Origin of the sequence: Pseudomonas sp. S10E 269 (assembly GCF_002798465.1) — a bacterium.
Lineage (GTDB): Bacteria > Pseudomonadota > Gammaproteobacteria > Pseudomonadales > Pseudomonadaceae > Aquipseudomonas > Aquipseudomonas pergaminensis.
Genome location: NZ_PHIJ01000001.1, coordinates 1,970,625 through 1,989,243 on the forward strand (window position 1 = coordinate 1,970,625; position 18,619 = coordinate 1,989,243).

General features: G+C 61.2%; 16 protein-coding genes. 11 read left to right on the forward strand and 5 right to left on the reverse strand.

Annotated features, from left to right (window positions below):
- Positions 1 to 108 precede the first annotated feature (108 nt).
- Both aguA and CWC48_RS09110 read right to left on the reverse strand, forming a co-directional pair.
- The gene (gene aguA, locus CWC48_RS09105) at positions 109 to 1,215 is read right to left on the reverse strand and encodes an agmatine deiminase (protein WP_078046413.1); all 1,107 of its coding nucleotides are present in this window, start codon (positions 1,213 to 1,215) and stop codon (positions 109 to 111) included.
- A 122-nt stretch (positions 1,216 to 1,337) separates the two neighbouring features.
- Positions 1,338 to 4,238: an aminotransferase gene (locus CWC48_RS09110; protein WP_100491726.1), complete on the reverse strand. Its 2,901-nt coding sequence runs from the start codon at positions 4,236 to 4,238 to the stop codon at positions 1,338 to 1,340.
- A gap of 150 nt (positions 4,239 to 4,388) precedes the next feature.
- On the opposite strand from CWC48_RS09110, the gene rfbB reads away from it, so the two are divergent.
- From rfbB to CWC48_RS09145, 7 genes are read left to right on the forward strand one after another with little or no spacing between them, the layout of a single operon-like run.
- Entirely contained in the window at positions 4,389 to 5,471 is a 1,083-nt protein-coding gene (gene rfbB / locus CWC48_RS09115; RefSeq protein ID WP_100491727.1) for a dTDP-glucose 4,6-dehydratase, read from the forward strand.
- Entirely contained in the window at positions 5,468 to 6,361 is an 894-nt protein-coding gene (gene rfbA, locus CWC48_RS09120) for a glucose-1-phosphate thymidylyltransferase RfbA (RefSeq protein ID WP_100491728.1), read from the forward strand. The genes rfbB and rfbA overlap by 4 nt, the downstream gene beginning before the upstream one ends.
- Complete coding sequence (gene rfbC / locus CWC48_RS09125; protein WP_100491729.1) at positions 6,342 to 6,887, forward strand: dTDP-4-dehydrorhamnose 3,5-epimerase; 546 nt, start codon at positions 6,342 to 6,344, stop codon at positions 6,885 to 6,887. Before rfbA ends, rfbC begins: the two co-directional genes overlap by 20 nt.
- Entirely contained in the window at positions 6,884 to 7,765 is an 882-nt protein-coding gene (gene rfbD, locus CWC48_RS09130; RefSeq protein ID WP_100491730.1) for a dTDP-4-dehydrorhamnose reductase, read from the forward strand. The genes rfbC and rfbD overlap by 4 nt, the downstream gene beginning before the upstream one ends.
- 36 nt (positions 7,766 to 7,801) lie before the next feature.
- Positions 7,802 to 9,610, forward strand: a complete 1,809-nt coding sequence (locus CWC48_RS09135) for an ATP-binding protein (protein ID WP_078046407.1) — start codon at positions 7,802 to 7,804, stop codon at positions 9,608 to 9,610.
- The gene (locus CWC48_RS09140) at positions 9,607 to 10,983 is read left to right on the forward strand and encodes a sigma-54 dependent transcriptional regulator (RefSeq protein WP_078046406.1); all 1,377 of its coding nucleotides are present in this window, start codon (positions 9,607 to 9,609) and stop codon (positions 10,981 to 10,983) included. The genes CWC48_RS09135 and CWC48_RS09140 overlap by 4 nt, the downstream gene beginning before the upstream one ends.
- A 26-nt stretch (positions 10,984 to 11,009) precedes the next feature.
- A complete protein-coding gene (locus CWC48_RS09145; protein WP_100491731.1) occupies positions 11,010 to 11,465 on the forward strand; it encodes a YiiD C-terminal domain-containing protein in 456 nt (151 codons plus the stop codon).
- A gap of 127 nt (positions 11,466 to 11,592) precedes the next feature.
- On the opposite strand, the gene cysQ is transcribed toward CWC48_RS09145, so the two are convergent.
- Positions 11,593 to 12,429 (reverse strand): 3'(2'),5'-bisphosphate nucleotidase CysQ, encoded by an 837-nt coding sequence (gene cysQ / locus CWC48_RS09150; protein ID WP_078046404.1) that lies wholly within the window; start codon positions 12,427 to 12,429, stop codon positions 11,593 to 11,595.
- On the reverse strand, positions 12,426 to 12,992 hold the full coding sequence (gene nudE / locus CWC48_RS09155; protein WP_078046403.1) for an ADP compounds hydrolase NudE: 567 nt from the start codon (positions 12,990 to 12,992) through the stop codon (positions 12,426 to 12,428). The genes cysQ and nudE overlap by 4 nt, the downstream gene beginning before the upstream one ends.
- Before the next feature lie 87 nt (positions 12,993 to 13,079).
- On the opposite strand from nudE, the gene yrfG reads away from it, so the two are divergent.
- Positions 13,080 to 13,742: a GMP/IMP nucleotidase gene (yrfG, locus tag CWC48_RS09160; protein WP_099491410.1), complete on the forward strand. Its 663-nt coding sequence runs from the start codon at positions 13,080 to 13,082 to the stop codon at positions 13,740 to 13,742.
- A 108-nt stretch (positions 13,743 to 13,850) separates the two neighbouring features.
- Here the strand turns inward: yrfG and lysM are convergent, their stop codons facing one another.
- Complete coding sequence (gene lysM, locus CWC48_RS09165) at positions 13,851 to 14,291, reverse strand: peptidoglycan-binding protein LysM (RefSeq protein ID WP_100491732.1); 441 nt, start codon at positions 14,289 to 14,291, stop codon at positions 13,851 to 13,853.
- 132 nt (positions 14,292 to 14,423) lie between these two features.
- Between lysM and CWC48_RS09170 the strand changes: the two genes are divergently transcribed.
- The 3 genes from CWC48_RS09170 (at position 14,424) to CWC48_RS09180 (ending at position 18,593) form a co-directional block, all read left to right on the forward strand.
- Entirely contained in the window at positions 14,424 to 15,311 is an 888-nt protein-coding gene (locus CWC48_RS09170) for a LysR family transcriptional regulator (RefSeq protein ID WP_100491733.1), read from the forward strand.
- Positions 15,312 to 15,408: 97 nt separating this feature from the next.
- On the forward strand, positions 15,409 to 16,248 hold the full coding sequence (gene fdhD / locus CWC48_RS09175; RefSeq protein ID WP_078046399.1) for a formate dehydrogenase accessory sulfurtransferase FdhD: 840 nt from the start codon (positions 15,409 to 15,411) through the stop codon (positions 16,246 to 16,248).
- Positions 16,245 to 18,593: an FdhF/YdeP family oxidoreductase gene (locus CWC48_RS09180; RefSeq protein WP_078046398.1), complete on the forward strand. Its 2,349-nt coding sequence runs from the start codon at positions 16,245 to 16,247 to the stop codon at positions 18,591 to 18,593. Before fdhD ends, CWC48_RS09180 begins: the two co-directional genes overlap by 4 nt.
- Positions 18,594 to 18,619: the final 26 nt, after the last annotated feature.

Genomic DNA, 18,619 nt, shown 5'->3' on the forward strand with positions numbered 1-18,619 from the left:
AGGCACTCGGACACAAAAAAGCCCACGACCTGTCTGGGCCGCGGGCTTGTCGTAGGCGCTTGAACTGATCAGCACCGGATCGCCGTCATGGCGCTGTTACAACTGCACTCAGTTTTTGTGCGGGGCCGGCTGCTGCTGGGTCAGGCAGTGGATATTGCCGCCGCCCAGTAACAGTTCGCGGCCCGGCACCATCACCACTTCGTGCTGCGGGAACAGGTCCTGCAGGATCGCCTTGGCCTGGCTGTCCAGCGGGTCGTCGAAGCTCGGCGCGATGATGCCACCGTTGACGATCAGGAAGTTGACGTAGGAACCGGCCAACCGCACGGTAGGATTGCGCTCTTGGGTGCCGTCAACCGGGTCTACGCCAGCGCACTCTTCCTCGGTGGCATACAGCGGGCCAGGGATCGGCATTTTATGCACTGTGAACGGGCGACCTTGGGCGTCGGTGCTGCTTTGCAGTACGTCCATGGCCGCGTGGCAGCGCGCGTAGTTCGGGTCTTGCGGGTCATCGGTCCAGGCCAACAGGACTTCACCAGGGCGCACGTAGCAGCAGAAGTTATCTACATGGCCGTCGGTTTCATCGTTGAACAGCCCATCTGGCAACCAGATGATCTTATCCACAGCCAGGTTGGCGCTCAGCACAGCCTCGATTTCGGCACGGCCCAGGTGCGGGTTGCGATTGCGGTTGAGCAGGCACTCTTCGGTGGTGATCAGGGTGCCTTCACCGTCGACATGGATCGAACCGCCTTCCAGCACGAAGCCTTCGGTGCGATAGCGCGGGGCGCGTTCGATCTCGAGGATCTTGCCGCCGACCTGGGAATCTCGGTTCCACGGCGAATACAGGCCGCCGTCAAAACCGCCCCAAGCGTTGAAGTCCCAGTTCACGCCGCGTACTTCGCCGCTGTTGTTGATCACGAAGGTAGGCCCAGTGTCACGCACCCAGGCGTCATCACTGGACATCTCCACCACACGGATATTGGGCACATCCAGGCGCGCGCGGGCGTTTTCGTACTGGCCGGCAGAGACGGCCACGGTGACCGGCTCAAACCGCGCAATGGCCTTGGCGACCGCCACGTGAGCGGCCTGCGCCGGCTTGCCGCCCAGGCGCCAGTTGTCCGGGCGTTCGGGCCAGACCATCCAGGCCTGGGTCTGTGGCGCCCATTCGGCAGGCATGTGAAAGCCATCGGCGCGGGGGGTGCTGTGCAGGGTGGTCATGGCGATCAGGACTCCGAATGGGGGTAAAGGCCGACTTTATAACGGATAAAAATCGGCTTTAAAAGCAACAAAAGATCATAGACGATAAATATTACACTAATTAACCGATAACAATCGATTAACTACAGCTGCTCATCCAGCACCTTCGACAGCATGTCGACGAAGAAGTCCACGCTGCGCCGGGAGGTGACCATCGGCGGTTTTATCTTGAGGATGTTCAGATAATCACCCGTGGGCTGCATGAAAATCCCCAACTCGCGCAAGCGGTCACAGAGTAACGTGGTTTCTTCGGTGGCCGGCTCCAGGGTCTGCCGGTCGCGCACCAACTCCAGGCCGAGGTAAAAGCCGGAACCGTGAACAGCACCCACCAGCGGATGGCGATCGATCAGTTCTTCCAGGCGCGCCTTGAAATGCCCTCCGACCACTTGGGCGTTTTCCCACAGCTTTTCCTCCGCCATCACGTCCAGCACCGCCATGCCGATCCGACAACTCACCGGACTGCCACCCGAGGACGAGAAGAAGTACCCCTCGGCCTCCAGGGCTTCCGCGATTTCACGCCGAGTGATCACCGCGCCGAGAGGCTGGCCGTTGCCCATGCCCTTGGCCATGGTGATGATATCGGGCACCACGCCCTGCTCCTCGAAGCCCCAGAAGAAATGCCCCATGCGGCCATAACCCACCTGCACTTCATCGGCGATGCACACGCCACCCTGGGCGCGGACACGCTCGTACACCTGCTGCAGATAGCCCGGCGGCAACGAAATACCTCCGGCATTGCCGTACACCGGCTCACAGATGAAGCCTGCCAGTTGCCGTTTGCTTGCGGCGATTTTCGCCAGGTTGTGTTCCACGCTTCGGACGTAATCAGGCGCGCTGTCCTGCCCGCGGAACTCGCCGCGATAGGTATTGGGCGCGGTCACCGGGTGCACCCAATCTGGTCGGCTGCTCAGGGCCTGGGGGTTGTCGGCTATCGAGGTGGACACCGCATCGGCTGCCACCGACCAACCATGGTAAGCCTCCAGCACGCTGAGCATGTCGCGCCCGCCGCTGTAGGCCCAGGCCAGGCGGATCGCCAGGTCATTGGCCTCGGTGCCGCTGTTGACCAGGAAAACCCGGTCCATGCCTGCCGGCGCCAGCGCGAGTAAGCGTTCGGAAAACTCGGCAATCGCCGCATAGTGAAAGCGTGAGTTGGTATTGAGCAACGACCATTGCCGCGCCGCCACCGCCGCCATGCGCGGGTGGCCGTGGCCCAATACCGCCACATTGTTGAGCATGTCCAGGTAGGAACGGCCCTGCATGTCGATCAGGTGATTGCGCCAGCCGCGTTCGATGCGCGGCGGGTCGGCGTAATAGTGCTTTTGCGAGCGAGCGAAACTGGCGTCGCGGCGCGCCAGCAGCGCCTCGGGGTCCAGCTCGGGCTCGGCATCGCAGGCCAGCCCCAGCAGCGCGGCCGGCGATGGGCACAGCGCTTGCCACGCCTGTGCCCGGGACGGCGTGCAATACAGCGGAGCGGGCAGGTCGGTGCGGCACAGTTGCACGGTGAGCGGGCCTTCAACTTCACCGATCACCTGGCCCTTGAGCACTGCGGCACCCGGTTGCAAGTGCGCTTTGACACCCCATAGCCGCACGTTTGTTTCGTTGTTGTGCACGTGAAGTCCGCCGTCAGCACTCAGTCGAACAACCCCGGCGAACGGCGATTCAACGGCGGTGCCCAACGGCACATACAGCTCGACGTGCAGCGGGAAGGTTTCAGGTTCATCCGCGCTGTCGGGCCGGGTCCGCGACAAACGGTATTGCCCGTAGCGACTCGCCGCCAAACCATGCACCACCGCTGCGTCCTGCAACAGCCGCTGATCAATACCAGGCTGCTCCCAGTTGCCGGCTTCGAAATGTGGGCTGAGTACGCCCAGGTCAATCAATGCGAACTCACGTCCTACCAACCCGGGTAATAAGGGCGCAAAACCCTGCCCGTCGAGCGGCGTCGGTGCCTGCCCGACACAGCCAAGAATCGCCGCCTCCATCAGCTCAAACGGCACGGAAGTCGCTACATGGAAGATTTCCCACTCATGCTCGGCGTTTTTCAGCAGGTAGCTGTTATCCGGGTCCAGCCGTTGCTGCTGCTCGCTGCTCAAGACGAGCACCGCCGCACGGGCGACGATGAGCGGCCACAGTGCTTGCAATTCTGCGTGCTGCAACGGTGTGACCGCATGACAGGCCTGGATCGCAGGCAAGATGGCAAAGGGGTCACCTTCGGCGTGGTGCAGCAGGGCTGCGCAGGTCACCGACAGGTCGGCAATGCGCCAGGTGTGCACCAAGTCGCCGAAATCGATCACGCCTTGGACCTGCCAGTGCCGCCGCGCATCGCGCTGCCACACCACGTTGTCATCGGTGATGTCCATGTGCACGGCTTGCCACGGCAGATGGTCGGCCAGGACGCACAGGCGGTTTTCTACCTGTGCTGCCACGCGTTCGAGGGCGTCACGGTGAGGTACATCGTCCAAGGTTGCCAGCAGGTGCTTGATCAACGCCTGGGCGTGGCGCGGGTCCCATTGCAGCGTACGCGCCAGGCCCGGGTGGTCGAACTGCGCCAACGCCTGGCTCATTCGACCGCACAGGTCACCAAACCCTGCGATCACCTCGCGGCCCACGTGCGGCAGATGGGTCAACGGCTGGCCGTCGATATAATCCAGCACCCGCACGTGCAGGGTTTGGCCATCGACGGTCAGGGTCAACAACTCCTCACCCGTCAGGGCCTTGATGACCTTGGGTACGCGCACAGCCTGCAGGCTGTTAAGCGCAGCGTGCTGGGCCTGAAGCTCAACGGCAGCGTAATCGCCCCGGCAGATTTTCAGAACAAACCGGCCGCGGGCACTGTCGACTTTGTAGTTGAGGTCCTGCTGGCTGCCCAATGATTGCAAGGTGCCAGTTAGGCCGTAATGCTGCTCGAGCAATTGCGCCGCCTGTTCGGGGCCTACTTGCGGGCAGGGTAGACTGGCGCGATGGATCAGGGTGGCGAGCAGCATGGGGTCGGCCTCGATTTTTTAGGGGTGTATATCGCCATTGTTCAGGGGGCTTATGCAACCCCTTACGCATACGGCGCTTGCACCACTTCGCCGCACAACTCAAGCTATGCTTCATTCGCTTGATGTCCGTCTAAGGAAAAGGCCCCCGACATGCGCATTCTCATCACCGGCGGCGCTGGTTTTATCGGCTCTGCCTTGATTCGCCACCTGATTCAAAATACCGAGCACCAAGTGCTCAACCTGGACAAACTCACCTACGCCGGCAACCTGGAGTCACTGGCCAGCATCGCGTCCAACAGCCGATATGAGTTCGTCCAGGCCGATATCGTCGACCAAGCCACCGTCAGCGCCGTACTGGCGCGCTTCGAGCCCGAGGCGATCATGCATCTGGCGGCTGAGTCCCATGTCGATCGCTCTATCGACGGTCCGTCGGATTTTATCCAGACCAACATCGTCGGTACCTACAGTCTGCTCGAAGCCACCCGTGCCTATTGGCAGAAGCTCGAAGAGCCCGCCAAGCGAGCGTTTCGCTTCCATCACATCTCCACCGACGAAGTGTATGGCGACCTGCATGGTGTGGATGATCTATTCACCGAAACCACACCCTACGCGCCCAGTTCCCCATACTCCGCCAGCAAGGCGGCGTCTGACCATTTAGTGCGCGCATGGCAGCGAACTTATGGCCTGCCGGTTTTGTTGACTAACTGCTCAAACAACTACGGGCCGTTTCACTTTCCCGAGAAGCTGATTCCGCTCGTCATCTTGAACGCCCTCGCGGGCAAGCCACTTCCGGTCTATGGTGATGGTCTACAGGTCCGCGACTGGCTGTTCGTCGAAGACCACGCCCGCGCCCTGCTTAAAGTGGTGACGGAGGGCGCAGTAGGCGAGACCTACAATATCGGCGGTCATAACGAGCAGAGGAATATCGATGTTGTCCATGGTATCTGCAGCCTGCTAGAGGAGTTGGCACCGCAACGCCCCACCGGTATCGAGCAATTCACTGACCTGATTACGTTCGTCAAGGATCGTCCAGGTCACGATCAGCGTTATGCAATCGATGCCAGCAAGATTGAACGTGAGCTAGGCTGGGTTCCTGAGGAAACCTTTGAGACTGGTTTGCGCAAGACCGTGCAGTGGTATCTCGACAATCTGGAGTGGTGCCGCAGGGTCCAGGACGGCAGTTATCAGGGTGAACGATTGGGCAATACCGACATGAAGGATCTGATTGCATGATGAAGGGAATCGTATTGGCGGGCGGCTCAGGCACCCGTTTACACCCCATTACGCTGGGCGTGTCCAAGCAACTGCTGCCAGTGTATGACAAACCAATGATCTACTATCCCATCTCCGTACTGATGCTGGCAGGGATCAAGGATATTTTGGTTATCTCCACTCCATCGGACTTACCGCAATACCGCAGCCTACTAGGCGATGGTAGCCAGTTCGGCGTTCGCTTCAGCTATGCCGAACAGCCCTCGCCGGATGGATTGGCCCAGGCGTTTATCATTGGCGCAGAGTTCATCGGTAATGATCCGGTGTGCCTGATCCTGGGCGACAATGTTTTCCATGGTGCCTACTTTGGCGAACAACTGCGCACTGCCGCTAAACGCCCTTCCGGTGCTACGGTGTTCGGCTACTGGGTCAAAGATCCGGAGCGTTTCGGCGTGATCGACTTTGACGAGCAAGGCCGCGCTCTGTCCATCGAAGAGAAACCTCTGAATCCTAAATCACCTTATGCCGTGACTGGCCTCTACTTTTATGACAACGACGTGATTGAGATTGCCAAAGCGGTCAAACCGTCGGCTCGTGGCGAGTTGGAGATTACAGATATCAACAACGCCTACCTCAAGCGTGGCGACCTCCATGTGGAGCGCTTCGGCCGTGGCTTTGCCTGGCTCGATACAGGGACTCACGACAGCCTCCTGGAAGCCTCTCTCTACGTGCAAACCATAGAACATCGCCAGGGATTGAAAGTGGCGTGCCTGGAAGAAATCGCTTATCAAAATCGTTGGATTGACCGTGAACATTTGCTGGAGCGAGCCAAATATTTTGGCAAGACCGGCTATGGTCAATACTTGTTTACCCTTGCAGGGGATAATCCATATGAATGTATCCGCCACTGAGTTGCCCGGTGTATTGATCATCGAGCCGAAGGTTTTTGGCGATGAACGCGGTTTTTTCTATGAGAGCTTCAATGCCCGGGATTTTGCTCAAGCCACCGGGCTACAACAGCAGTTTGTGCAGGACAACCACTCGCGCTCGCAAAGAGGCGTATTGCGTGGCCTGCACTACCAGGTAGAGCACGCCCAGGGCAAACTTGTGCGTGTTACCGCTGGTGAGGTGCTGGATGTCGCAGTCGATATCCGCCTCAGCTCACCGGCATTCGGCAGGTGGGCTGGAGTTCGATTATCCGCGAACAATAGCCGCCAACTGTGGATCCCCCCTGGTTTTGCCCATGGATTTGTAGTGCTCAGTGACTACGCTGAATTTCTCTACAAAACGACAGACTACTACACACCCTCTGCCGAACGCTGTATCCGCTGGGACGATTCAGAACTTAATATCGACTGGCAACTCAACGGTGCTCCGACCTTGTCCGCCAAGGATCAAAACGGTAAAAGCCTCAGAGATGCGGATCTATTTCCATGAATTCGCATTTGAAAATCCTCATCACCGGCCAGCACGGCCAAGTCTCCCGCGAACTGCAACAACGGCTCCCAAGCCTGGGCGAACTCATCGTCCTGGGCCGCGAACAACTTGACCTGGCCAACCCCGACCAGATCCGCCAGCAAGTCCGTACCCACCGCCCCGACCTGATCATCAACGCCGCCGCCCATACCGCTGTCGATCAAGCCGAAAGCGAACCGGAGCTGGCGTTTGCGATCAACGCCATCGCCCCCGGCATCCTTGCCGAAGAGGCCAAAACTCTGGGCATCCCGCTGATCCACTACTCCACCGACTATGTGTTCGACGGCAGTAAACCGGCGCCCTACACCGAAGCCGACACGCCGAACCCGCTGGGCGTGTACGGGCAGAGCAAACTGGCCGGCGAGCAAGCGATAACGGCCGTGGGCGGCGACTACCTGATCCTGCGCACCAGTTGGGTCTACTCCAGCCACGGTAAGAATTTCCTGCTGACCATGCAGCGTCTGCTGCAGGAAAAACCGCACCTGCGCATCGTTGCCGACCAGATCGGCGCGCCCACTTGGGCCGGCAGCATCGCCAACAGCACGCGTGCATTGATTGAGCGCTGGCAAGCAGGCGAGCCGGGGCCATGGGGGGTCTATCACCTGACCGCCCGAGGCGAAACCTCATGGTTCGGTTTTGCCGAGGCCATCGGCGAATACCTGCGCAAGCAGGGCAAGGCCTGCGCGGAGCTGGAGCCGATTCCGTCCAGTGCCTACCCGACGCCCGCCAAGCGCCCGCTGAACTCACGCCTCGATTGCAGCCGGCTGCAGCAGCAATGGCACGTCAGCCAGCCAGCGTGGCAAGACGCATTGCGCGAGTGTCTTGCACAGCAGCACTAGGCATAATGCGCCTGTACCCACAGGCGCACGACTCCCATGACTCCATCCCTCCCGCGTAGACCCCGCTGGCGCAGCCTCGCCCTGCTGGCGCTGTGCCTGGCGCCGCTGCTATGGCCACTGGAGCACCTGGCCGAACGTTATTACCGCAGCGAACTGGCCGGCCAGAACCGCCAGACCCTCGACCTCTACGTGGCCAACCTGCTGGGCACCCTGCACCGCTATGAAGTGCTGCCGCAAATCCTCGGTGACCTGCCGGCCTTGCGCACGGCACTGGACGCACCCCAGGTCAGCACCAACCTGGTCAACGCCAACCTGCTGCTCAAGGACGTCGCCGCCCAGGCCGGGGTGGAGGTGATGTACCTGATGGACACCACCGGCAAGACCCTCGCCGCGTCCAACTGGGATAAACAAGACAGCTTCGTCGGGCGTAATTTCTCGTTCCGGCCCTATTTCAGCGAGGCCATGGCCGGGCGCCTGGGGCGGTTTTTCGGCCTGGGCACCACCTCGGCCAAACGCGGCTACTTCTTTGCCGCCGCCGTGCGTGATGGCGATACGATCATCGGCGTGCTGGTGGTCAAGGTCGACCTGGACCACACCGAAAGCCTGTGGGGCAACACGCCGGAACAATTGCTGGTCACCGACCATAACGGCGTGGTGATCCTCACGTCGCGCCCACAATGGCGATTCCGCGCCACCCGGCCACTGACCGCCGAAGAGCGCCAGGCCATCATCGCGATCCAGCCCTACCCGACCCGCGACCCGCAGCCGCTCAGCCTGAGTGACACTGCGTGGCTGCGCCAATCCACGGCCATCGCCGAGACCGGCTGGAATGTGGAGATCCTCGCACCGCGCTCGCTCATCAACCGCCCGGTACGCACGGTGGTTGCAGTGGGTGGCGCCACGCTGCTGGTGTTGATGTTGTTGCTGGGCCTGATGATGCAACGTCGCCGCCATTACCTGGAGCGTATCGCCTTTGAAGCCAAGGCCCGGCGCGAGCTGGAAGCACGCGTGGTCGAACGGACCAGTGACCTGGAAGGCCTCAACCGGCGCCTGAAACAGGAAGTGCTGGAACGTGAACACGCCCAACAAGAGTTGGTGCGCGCCCAGGATGACCTGGTGCAGGCAGGCAAACTGTCGGCGCTGGGCACCATGTCGGCGAGTATCAGCCACGAACTCAATCAGCCCCTGGCGGCGATTCGCAGCTATGCGGAAAACGCCGAGATCCTCCTCGACCATGAGCGCACCACGGATGCGCGTGGCAATCTCAAGTTGATCAGCGAATTGACCGGGCGCATGGCCTCGATCATCGCGCACCTGCGCGCCTTCGCCCGGCGCGACCGCCATGCGCCCGAAAGCGTGGCCCTGCAACCGGCGCTGGACGATGCGCTGGCGCTGCTGGGCAAGCGGCGGCGGTCGATGGAGGTGGAGCTGATCCGTGATTTACCCGAAGCCACCCTCTGGGTACAGGCCGGCGAAACCCGTTTGCGCCAGGTACTCGGCAATCTGCTGGCCAATGCCCTCGATGCACTCACCGAAAAAGGGCCGCCGCGCAAACTGTGGCTGAGTGCCGAAACCACCGATCAGGGCGTCAACCTGTACATTCGCGACAATGGCCCGGGCTTTTGCATGGAAGCCCTGGGACGCGCCAGCGAGCCGTTCTACACCACCAAGACCCGCACCCAGGGTCTTGGATTGGGGCTGGCGATCTGTGACACCCTGATGCGTGCCTTTGGCGGCGAATTGCTGTTTGCCAACCACAAGGAAGGTGGCGCGCTGTTAACCTTGAAATTGCGTGCCGGCTCGCCGGGCGTCAGTCTGCAACCGTCCGAGGACCGCAGTGTATGAGTATCGATAACCAGATTCAGGTGGTGTTGATCGACGACGATCCGCACCTGCGTCAGGCCCTGTGCCAGACCCTGGACCTGGCCGGGCTGAAAGTCCTGACCCTGGGCGAAGCCACAGGCCTCACCGCTCGATTGTCGCGGGATTGGCCGGGCGTGGTGGTCAGTGACATCCGCATGCCCGGCATGGACGGCCTGGAGCTGCTGGCCGAACTGCACGGCCAGGACCCGGAGCTGCCGGTGCTGCTGATCACCGGCCACGGCGACGTGCCATTGGCCGTGCAAGCCATGCGCGCGGGGGCCTATGATTTCCTGGAGAAACCGTTCGCCAGCGACGCCCTGCTCGACAGCGTGCGCCGCGCCTTGGCCCTGCGCCGACTGGTGCTGGACAACCGCAGCCTGCGCCTGGCCCTCAGCGACCGCCAGCAATTAAGCACACGCCTGGTGGGGCACTCCCCGCAAATGCTGCGTCTGCGCGAACAGATTGGTGCCCTGGCCGCAACCAAGGCCGATGTACTGATCCTCGGCGAAACCGGCGCCGGCAAAGAAGTGGTCGCGCGCGCACTGCACGACCTCTCGAACCGCCGCAGCGGGCCCTTCGTGGCGATCAACGCAGGTGCCCTGGCCGAGTCGGTGGTGGAAAGCGAGCTGTTCGGGCATGAACCGGGTGCCTTCACCGGCGCGCAGAAACGCCGCATCGGCAAGTTCGAATTTGCCAACGGCGGTACCTTGTTCCTCGATGAAATTGAAAGCATGAGCCTGGATGTGCAGGTCAAACTCTTGCGCCTGTTGCAGGAGCGGGTGGTGGAGCGCCTGGGCGGCAATCAGCTGATCCCGCTGGATATCCGCATCATCGCCGCCACCAAGGAAGACCTGCGCCAGTCCGCCGACCAGGGCCGCTTCCGTGCCGACCTGTATTACCGCCTCAACGTCGCGCCGCTGCGCATTCCCCCGTTGCGTGAGCGCGGTGAGGATGCATTGATGCTGTTCCAGCACTTCGCCGACGAAGCCAGCAGCCGTCATGGCCTGCCGCTGCATGAACTGCAACCGGGCCAGCGCGCGCTGCTGTTGCGTCATAGCTGGCCGGGCAATGTGCGTGAACTGCAGAACGCTGCCGAACGTTTCGCCCTCGGCCTGGAACTGGCGCTGGACAGTTCGCCGGACAACCCTGCGGCAGGCGTCCTCACCTCCACACCCGGCGGCCTGAGCGAGCAAGTCGAGCAGTTTGAAAAGAGCCTGATCGCTGCCGAACTGACCCGCCCCCACGGCTCCATGCGCAGCCTCGCCGAAGCCTTGGGCGTGCCGCGCAAGACCTTGCACGACAAACTGCGCAAGCATGGCCTGAACTTCGCCAACCAAAGCGGCGATGACGAATGACCGCTCCCACCCGCCAAGAGGCCCCCATGAGCCGCGACAGCCGTTACCTGGAATCCATCCTTCACCACGACATCCCCCTCACCCGGGAAATGGGCCTCAAGGTGCTCGACTGGCAACACGGCCAATTGCTGCTGCACCTGCCGTTGCAAGCCAACATCAACCACAAGAGCACCATGTTCGGCGGCAGCCTGTATTGCGGCGCGGTGCTGGCGGGTTGGGGCTGGCTGCACTTGCAGTTACGTGAAGAAGGTATTGAAGACGGGCATATCGTGATCCAGGAAGGGCAGATCAGTTATCCGCTGCCGGTCACGCGCGATGCAACGGTTGTGTGCCAGGCGTCGGAGGAAAAAGTGTGGAAGCGCTTTGTGGCAACCTACAAACGCTATGGTCGCGCACGGTTGACGCTGGAGACGTGGGTTGTGAATGAGGGCAGTGAGGAGCATGCGGTCAACTTCACCGGCCAATACGTCTTGCACCGTTAGAAACCACAACACAAAACCACTGTGGGAGCGGGCTTGCTCGCGAATGCGCAGGGTCAGTCGATACTTTCATCAGCTGACAGACCGCATTCGCGAGCAAGCCCGCTCCCACATTTGATCTGATGTGACCTTAAGATCTCGCCAGGTTTAGCAACCGCTCACGCCAAGCGGCCTTCGCCGGCAACGCCAGGAAGAATGGGTTCAACAACGACGCCCGCGCCGGATAGCTGAACGGCTCGCCACTCAACTCCACCACCTCGCCCCCCGCGCCTTCCAGCACGCCCTGGGCCGCCGCGGTGTCCCACTGTGACGTCGGCGCCAGGCGTGGATAACAATCCGCACTGCCCTCGGCCAACAAACAGAACTTCAACGAGCTGCCGATATTCGCCAGCTTCAACGCGCCCAGGCCTTCGCTCAGCCCGTCCAGCAGACGCTCCTGCTCCGGGCTGGTATGCCGACGACTGGCCACCACGGTAAATGACTCGCCCGCTGCCGGTGCTTCGCGCACCTGGATCTGCTTGGGGGCTTCATTCACATCCGAACGCCAGGCGCCCAAGCCGGCACCACCGAAGTAGCAACGGCCGCTGGTGGGCATCGACACCACGCCGAACACCACGCGGCCCTGTTCGATCAGGGCGATGTTCACGGTAAATTCTTCGCTACCGGAGATAAATTCCTTGGTGCCGTCCAAGGGGTCCACCAGCCACCAGCGCTGCCAGCCGGCGCGCACGCTCTGGTCAATGTCAGCGTCTTCCTCGGACAGCACCGGAATGCTGGGGTCCAATGCAGTCAGGCCGGCCAGGATCAGATGGTGAGCGGCCAAATCCGCTGCCGTTACGGGTGAGTCGTCGGCCTTGGAGGTCACGGCCACATCGGCGCGCCAGTAGGGCAGTATCACCTCACCGGCCTGGCGTGCCAGCTCAATCACAGGGGCAATAAACGGGTGGCCTAAAAACAGTTCGCTCATGCGGTAAACGCTCCTCGCTGGGTCAACAGGTCTCGTACCAGGTACAGCGCGGCCAAGGCACGGCCTTCGCTGAATTGCTCATTTTGCGCCAGCAACGACAGCTCACGCAGGTTGACCCGTTCCACACGCATCGGCTCAGGTTCATCGCCTTCCAGGCGTTCTTCATAGAGATCGGTGGCGAGGACCACCTGGATTTTCTGACTCATGTAGCCAGGCGACAGCGACAGCTCGGTGAGGTGCTCCAGCTGACGTGCGCCATAGCCTGCCTCTTCCTTGAGCTCGCGATTGGCCGCTGCCAGCACGTCTTCACCCGGCTCGATCAACCCCTTGGGCAACGACAGTTCATATTCGTCGGTACCCCCGCAGTATTCTTCCACCAACAATGCATGGTCTGCATCGATCATTGCCACGATCATCACCGCGCCGTAACCGGCACCGCGGCCCACCAGGCGCTCGTAGGTGCGTTCAACGCCATTGGAAAAGCGCAATTGCACTTCCTCCACGCGGAACAAACGGCTACTGGCGACTATTTCGCGGGCGAGGACGGTGGGTTTCTGGCGCATAAGCGGCTCCTTGGCGTGATCGGGTTACTATACCGTGGCTTTTCCGATTGTCTGTGTCGGATATCTTTACTTACATGAGAACACCCCATGCCCTCTTTGCCCTGGCACGCCATCGACACTGTCCTGCTGGACATGGACGGCACCCTGCTCGACCTGCATTTCGACAACCACTTCTGGATGGAACACCTGCCTCAGCGTTACGCCGAGCTGCACGGGGTGAGCCGCGCCATGGCCGAGATGGAGCTGCAGCCGCTGTTCGAGCGTAACGCCGGACAGTTGCAATGGTATTGCCTGGATTTTTGGAGCACGGAGCTGAAGATCCCGGTGCGCGAACTCAAGCTGGAGACCGCCCACCTGATCGCGCTGCGTCCGGATGCGGACACGTTCCTGGCGGCGATCAAACAGGCCGGCAAGCGCGTGATCCTGATCACCAATGCTCATCGTGACTCGCTGTCATTGAAGTTGGAACGCATTGAACTGGCGCCGTATTTCGAGCGGTTGATCAGCTCCCATGACTATGGTTTCGCCAAGGAAAACCCGCAGTTTTGGGATGCCCTGCAAGCCGACATCAACTTCGACCCCGCCCGCAGCCTGTTTATCGACGACACACTGCCAATACTGCGCAGTGCTCGGGATTTTGGCGTGGGGCATCTGCTGGCGGTAAAGGAGCCGGACAGCAAGAAGGGGCCAAAGGACACGGCAGAGTTTGCAGCGGTAGATGACTATCGCGACCTCATTGCCGGGCTCTAAACCAATGTGGGAGCGGGCTTGCTCGCGAATGCGGTGTATCAGCAACACATCCAGTGACTGACACTCCGCTTTCGCGGGCAAGCCCGCTCCCACATTTTGCTCTGCGTTTTACTCAGGAATACGCAGTGTCTGCCCTGGGTAGATTTTGTCCGGGTGTGACAACAGCGGCTTGTTAGCCTCGAAAATCTTGTTGTACTGGTTGGCGTTGCCATATACCGCCAGGGAAATCGCGCTCAGGGTGTCACCCTTCTTCACCACGACGAAACGGGCGGCGGCTACGGCCGGGCCGGATACGGTGATCTGGTCATCTACACTGGCTACACCGGCGATATTACCTGCCGCAAGCAGGACTTTTTCTTTCTCTTCCTGACTGGCAACTGTCCCCGTAAGCGTGACCTTGTCACCGTCGACGGTGGCGTGCACGTCTGGATTGCCCAGGCCGACTTTCTCGATATGTTTCTTCAGGTCCTCACTCGCGTTGGCGTTGCCCGGAGTCAACAGGTCAATCAACTTCTCGCCCGCTTCCTTAACAAAGCTAAAAATACTCATGGTGCGCTCTCCTTGGGATTTGATTTCCAGATGCCCAAGACTAGACCAGTCCTACAGACTTGGGTTCCAGCCCGACCAAAGACCCAAACGCGCTAGAATCCCCCCGCCATTGGAATAAGCCCCGGAGCGAAGATGGACATCAAACAGCTGAAATTCCTCATCGCCCTCGACGAGACCCGTCACTTCGGCCAAGCGGCGGCGCGTTGCCATATCACCCAGCCGACCCTGTCGATGCGTCTGCGCAGCCTTGAAGAAGAGCTGGACCTGCCTCTGGTCAATCGTGGCCAACGCTTCGAGGGCTTTACGGCACCCGGTGAACGGGTGCTGGCCTGGGCACGCACGGTGCTGGCGGCGTACGACGGATTACAGGCCGAAGCGGCAGCCTGTCGCGGCAACCTGGTCGGCACGTTGCGCCTGGGCGTGGTGCCACTGTCGAGTTTCGATCCCTTGGCGCTGATGCAGCAACTGCATAAAGAACACCCAAGCCTGCGTTTCGAGCTTTCGGCACTCAGTTCGGAGCAGATTCTGGAGCAACTGGCGAGCAATCGCCTGGACCTGGGCGTGTCCTACCTGGAGCGTTTGGACACTGAACGCTTCGACTCGCTGGCCCTGGGCGAAACCCGCATGGGCCTGCTCTACGACCAGCGCTTCTTCAGCTTTGGTGACACGCCCCTGAGCTGGGAAGCGCTGATAGAGTTGCCATTGGGCATGCTCACCAGCGGCATGCACTTTCGCCAGTCCATCGACCACAACTTCCACAGCCGTGGGCTCAACCCGCAACCGTTGTTGCAGACCGATGCCGTCCATCAGTTGTTGCAAGCCGTGCACGGAGGCCTGTGCTGCGCCGTCATGCCATTGGACGGCGGCCTGGACGCACTCACCGAGCATCTGCGCCTGCAGCCGATCGAAGACGCCCATACCCTCGCGCGCCTGGGGCTGATCATGCGTCGCAGCGCACCACGATCGGCATTGGCCGAGGCGTGTTTTGCGCTGTATCAGAAATCGCAAAACGAACCTTGATCGACGTCATCTATCGGTAGATCAGTACTGGCAATTAGACGCGACGCTTTGTCGCGCCTAGTCTAAACACTGATCAATCCGTCGGTGGTACTGCCTCATGAACGCCAAGCGCCCAATCTGCGCGGCGCCCGCTCTCGAAACGCCTGCGCCAGCCGCCAGCCAGAGCTACCAGTATTGCAATCTTGAACACACAGAATCTGCCAGCACCGCGCTGGCGGAAGAAGTGGCGTTGGCGATTGCCTATAACGACATCAGCCAAGCCGTGATGTTGGTGACACCGACGGACCTGGAGGACTTTATTGTCGGCTTCAGCATTGGTAGCGGCATTATCGCCGACGTTAGCGATATTTATGACCTGAAACTCAGCGGTTCGGGCTCAGCCCAATTTGCTCAGGTGCAGATCTCCAGCCGCGCCTTCTGGAACCTCAAGCAGCAGCGCCGCCAGTTGGCCGGCACCAGCGGCTGCGGTTTATGTGGCGTGGAAGCCGTTGAACAGGCCCTCCCAGACCTCCAGGTATTGCCCGGCGCGCCTTTGCCGCCCGCCGAATGGCTCGATGGCTTGCGTCAACGCATCAGCGCCTTTCAGCCCCTAGGTCAATACAGCGGCGCCGTGCATGCGGCGGTGTTCATGAACGGCCAGGGCGAATTGCTGCTGGGCCGCGAAGACATCGGCCGGCACAACGCCCTGGATAAATTGATCGGCGCCTTGATCCGCCAAAAGATTCCGACCGAAGGCGGCCTGGCGATTGTCACCAGCCGTTGCAGCCTGGAGTTGATCCAGAAAGTCCTGCGCGCGGGCATCCAGACCCTGGTCAGCCTGTCGTCACCCACCGGCCTGGCCCTGCAATGGGCCCGCCGGCATAACCTCAATCTCATCCACCTGCCGCAGAAAAGTGCGCCGCGGGTCTACAGTCCTGCGATGGAGAATCAGCCATGAGCCAGCACCACCAAGCCGACCAAACCCCAACCCCGCGCTACAAGCCCTACAAGGGCCCGGCCGGCGGCTGGGGCGCACTGATCAGCGTGGCGCAGGCCTGGCTGACCAGCGACAACGCGCTGAAAAACCTGCGCATGATGCTCAAGACCAACCAGAACGGTGGCTTCGACTGCCCGGGCTGTGCCTGGGGCGACTCGCCGGAAAGCGGCATGGTCAAATTCTGCGAAAACGGCGCCAAGGCGGTGAACTGGGAAGCCACCAAACGTCGCGTGGATGGCGCATTCTTCGCCAAACACAGCGTCACCGCCTTGCTGGAGCAGAGCGACTATTGGCTGGAATACCAAGGCCGCCTGACCGAACCGATGCGCTATGACGCCGAGACCGACCGCTACAAACCTATCAGCTGGGAAGCGGCCTTCGATCTGGTCGGCAAGCACCTCAATGCCCTGCCCAGCCCGGACATGGCCGAGTTCTACACCTCGGGCCGCGCCAGCAACGAAGCGGCGTACCTGTATCAACTGTTCGTGCGCGCCTACGGTACCAACAACTTCCCGGATTGCTCGAACATGTGCCACGAAGCCAGCGGCGTCGCCCTGGCGCAAAGCGTGGGCGTCGGCAAAGGCACCGTGACCTTTGACGACTTCGAACACGCCGATGCGATTTTCGTCTGGGGCCAGAACCCCGGCACCAACCACCCGCGCATGCTCGAACCGCTGCGTGAAGCGGTTAAACGTGGCGCTCAGGTAGTGTGTATCAACCCGCTGAAAGAGCGCGGCCTGGAACGTTTCCAGCATCCGCAGCACCCGCTGGAAATGCTCACCAACGGCGACAAGCCGACCAACACCGCCTACTTCCGCCCGGCGCTGGGTGGCGACATGGCCATCCTGCGCGGCATGGCCAAGTTCCTGTTGCTGTGGGAGCGCCAGGCCCAGGCCGAAGGCAAAGAGGCCGTGTTCGACCACGACTTCCTCAACGAACACACCGCCAACGTGCTGGATTACCTGGGCAAGATCGACGACACCTCTTGGGATGAAATCGTCGAGCAGTCCGGCCTCACCCTGGTCGAGATCGAGCAAGCGGCGCGCATGTACGCCAAAGGCAAGAACGTGATCATGTGCTGGGCGATGGGCATCACCCAGCATCGCCACTCGGTGCCGACTATCCAGGAAATCGCCAACCTGATGCTGCTGCGCGGCAATATCGGCCGCCCTGGCGCCGGCCTGTGCCCGGTGCGTGGCCACAGCAACGTGCAAGGCGACCGCACCATGGGCATCAACGAGCGCCCACCGGTGGCCTTCCTCGACGCCCTGGAGCGCCGCTTCCAGTTCCAGGTGCCGCGCGACAATGGGCACAATGTGGTTGAAGCGATCCACGCCATGCTCGAAGGCCGCTCCAAGGTGTTTATCGGCCTGGGCGGCAACTTCGCCCAAGCCACGCCAGACAGCCCACGCACCTTCGAAGCGCTGCGCAGTTGTGACCTGACCGTGCAGATCAGCACCAAGCTCAACCGCAGTCACCTGATGCACGGTAAAGACGCGTTGATCCTGCCATGCCTGGGCCGTACCGACATCGACATCCAGGCCGAAGGCCCGCAAGCGGTGACGGTGGAAGACTCGTTCAGCATGGTCCACGGCTCCAATGGTCAGCTGCAGCCGCTGTCGAAACTGATGAAATCCGAGCCGGCGATCCTGGCCGGTATCGCCGCGGCGACCCTGGGCAGCAAACCGGTGGACTGGAATTGGCTGGTGGCCGACTACAGCCGCATCCGCGACCTGATCGCCGACACCATCCCGGGCTTCAAGGACTTCAATGAGAAGATCAAGAACCCGGGCGGCTTCTACCTGGGCAACTCCGCGGGCGCGCGCCGCTGGAACACCCCGTCGGGCCGCGCCAACTTCCGCCCGAACATCCTGCCCAAGGACTTGATCCACGAACGTACCCATGCCACCGGCCGCGTGCCGGACCTGATCATGCAGTCGATGCGCTCCCATGATCAGTACAACACCACCATCTATGGCCTGGACGACCGCTATCGTGGGGTCAAGGGCCAGCGGGATGTACTGTTCGTCAACGAAGCCGACATCATCCGCCTGGGCTTCAAGCCTGGGCAGAAAGCAGACATCGTGTCGTTGTGGGAAGACGGCCGTGAGCGTCGCGTGAAGGGCTTTACCCTGCTGGCGTTTGATATTCCGGCGGGGCAGGCTGCGGCCTACTACCCGGAAGTGAACCCATTGGTACCACTGGAAAGCACTGGGGATGGCAGCCACACGCCAACGTCGAAATTCGTGGCGATCCGCCTGGAAGCGGCGAGCGACAATGGCTTGATCATGGCGCGTTCAGCCTGATTACCCAGCCGGCTCCTGCAATCAGC

Bases quoted from the DNA above. Each gene is read 5' to 3' on its own strand.
- CWC48_RS09180 (WP_078046398.1), top strand. From the start codon at position 16,245: ATGAGCCAGCACCACCAAGCCGACCAAACCCCAACCCCGCGCTACAAG.
- rfbA (WP_100491728.1), top strand. From the start codon at position 5,468: ATGATGAAGGGAATCGTATTGGCGGGCGGCTCAGGCACCCGTTTACAC.
- nudE (WP_078046403.1), bottom strand. From the start codon at position 12,992: ATGCGCCAGAAACCCACCGTCCTCGCCCGCGAAATAGTCGCCAGTAGC.
- CWC48_RS09140 (WP_078046406.1), top strand. From the start codon at position 9,607: ATGAGTATCGATAACCAGATTCAGGTGGTGTTGATCGACGACGATCCG.
- CWC48_RS09145 (WP_100491731.1), top strand. From the start codon at position 11,010: ATGAGCCGCGACAGCCGTTACCTGGAATCCATCCTTCACCACGACATC.
- cysQ (WP_078046404.1), bottom strand. From the start codon at position 12,429: ATGAGCGAACTGTTTTTAGGCCACCCGTTTATTGCCCCTGTGATTGAG.
- rfbC (WP_100491729.1), top strand. From the start codon at position 6,342: ATGAATGTATCCGCCACTGAGTTGCCCGGTGTATTGATCATCGAGCCG.
- yrfG (WP_099491410.1), top strand. From the start codon at position 13,080: ATGCCCTCTTTGCCCTGGCACGCCATCGACACTGTCCTGCTGGACATG.
- lysM (WP_100491732.1), bottom strand. From the start codon at position 14,291: ATGAGTATTTTTAGCTTTGTTAAGGAAGCGGGCGAGAAGTTGATTGAC.
- aguA (WP_078046413.1), bottom strand. From the start codon at position 1,215: ATGACCACCCTGCACAGCACCCCCCGCGCCGATGGCTTTCACATGCCT.
- CWC48_RS09170 (WP_100491733.1), top strand. From the start codon at position 14,424: ATGGACATCAAACAGCTGAAATTCCTCATCGCCCTCGACGAGACCCGT.
- CWC48_RS09135 (WP_078046407.1), top strand. From the start codon at position 7,802: ATGACTCCATCCCTCCCGCGTAGACCCCGCTGGCGCAGCCTCGCCCTG.
- CWC48_RS09110 (WP_100491726.1), bottom strand. From the start codon at position 4,238: ATGCTGCTCGCCACCCTGATCCATCGCGCCAGTCTACCCTGCCCGCAA.
- fdhD (WP_078046399.1), top strand. From the start codon at position 15,409: ATGAACGCCAAGCGCCCAATCTGCGCGGCGCCCGCTCTCGAAACGCCT.
- rfbD (WP_100491730.1), top strand. From the start codon at position 6,884: ATGAATTCGCATTTGAAAATCCTCATCACCGGCCAGCACGGCCAAGTC.
- rfbB (WP_100491727.1), top strand. From the start codon at position 4,389: ATGCGCATTCTCATCACCGGCGGCGCTGGTTTTATCGGCTCTGCCTTG.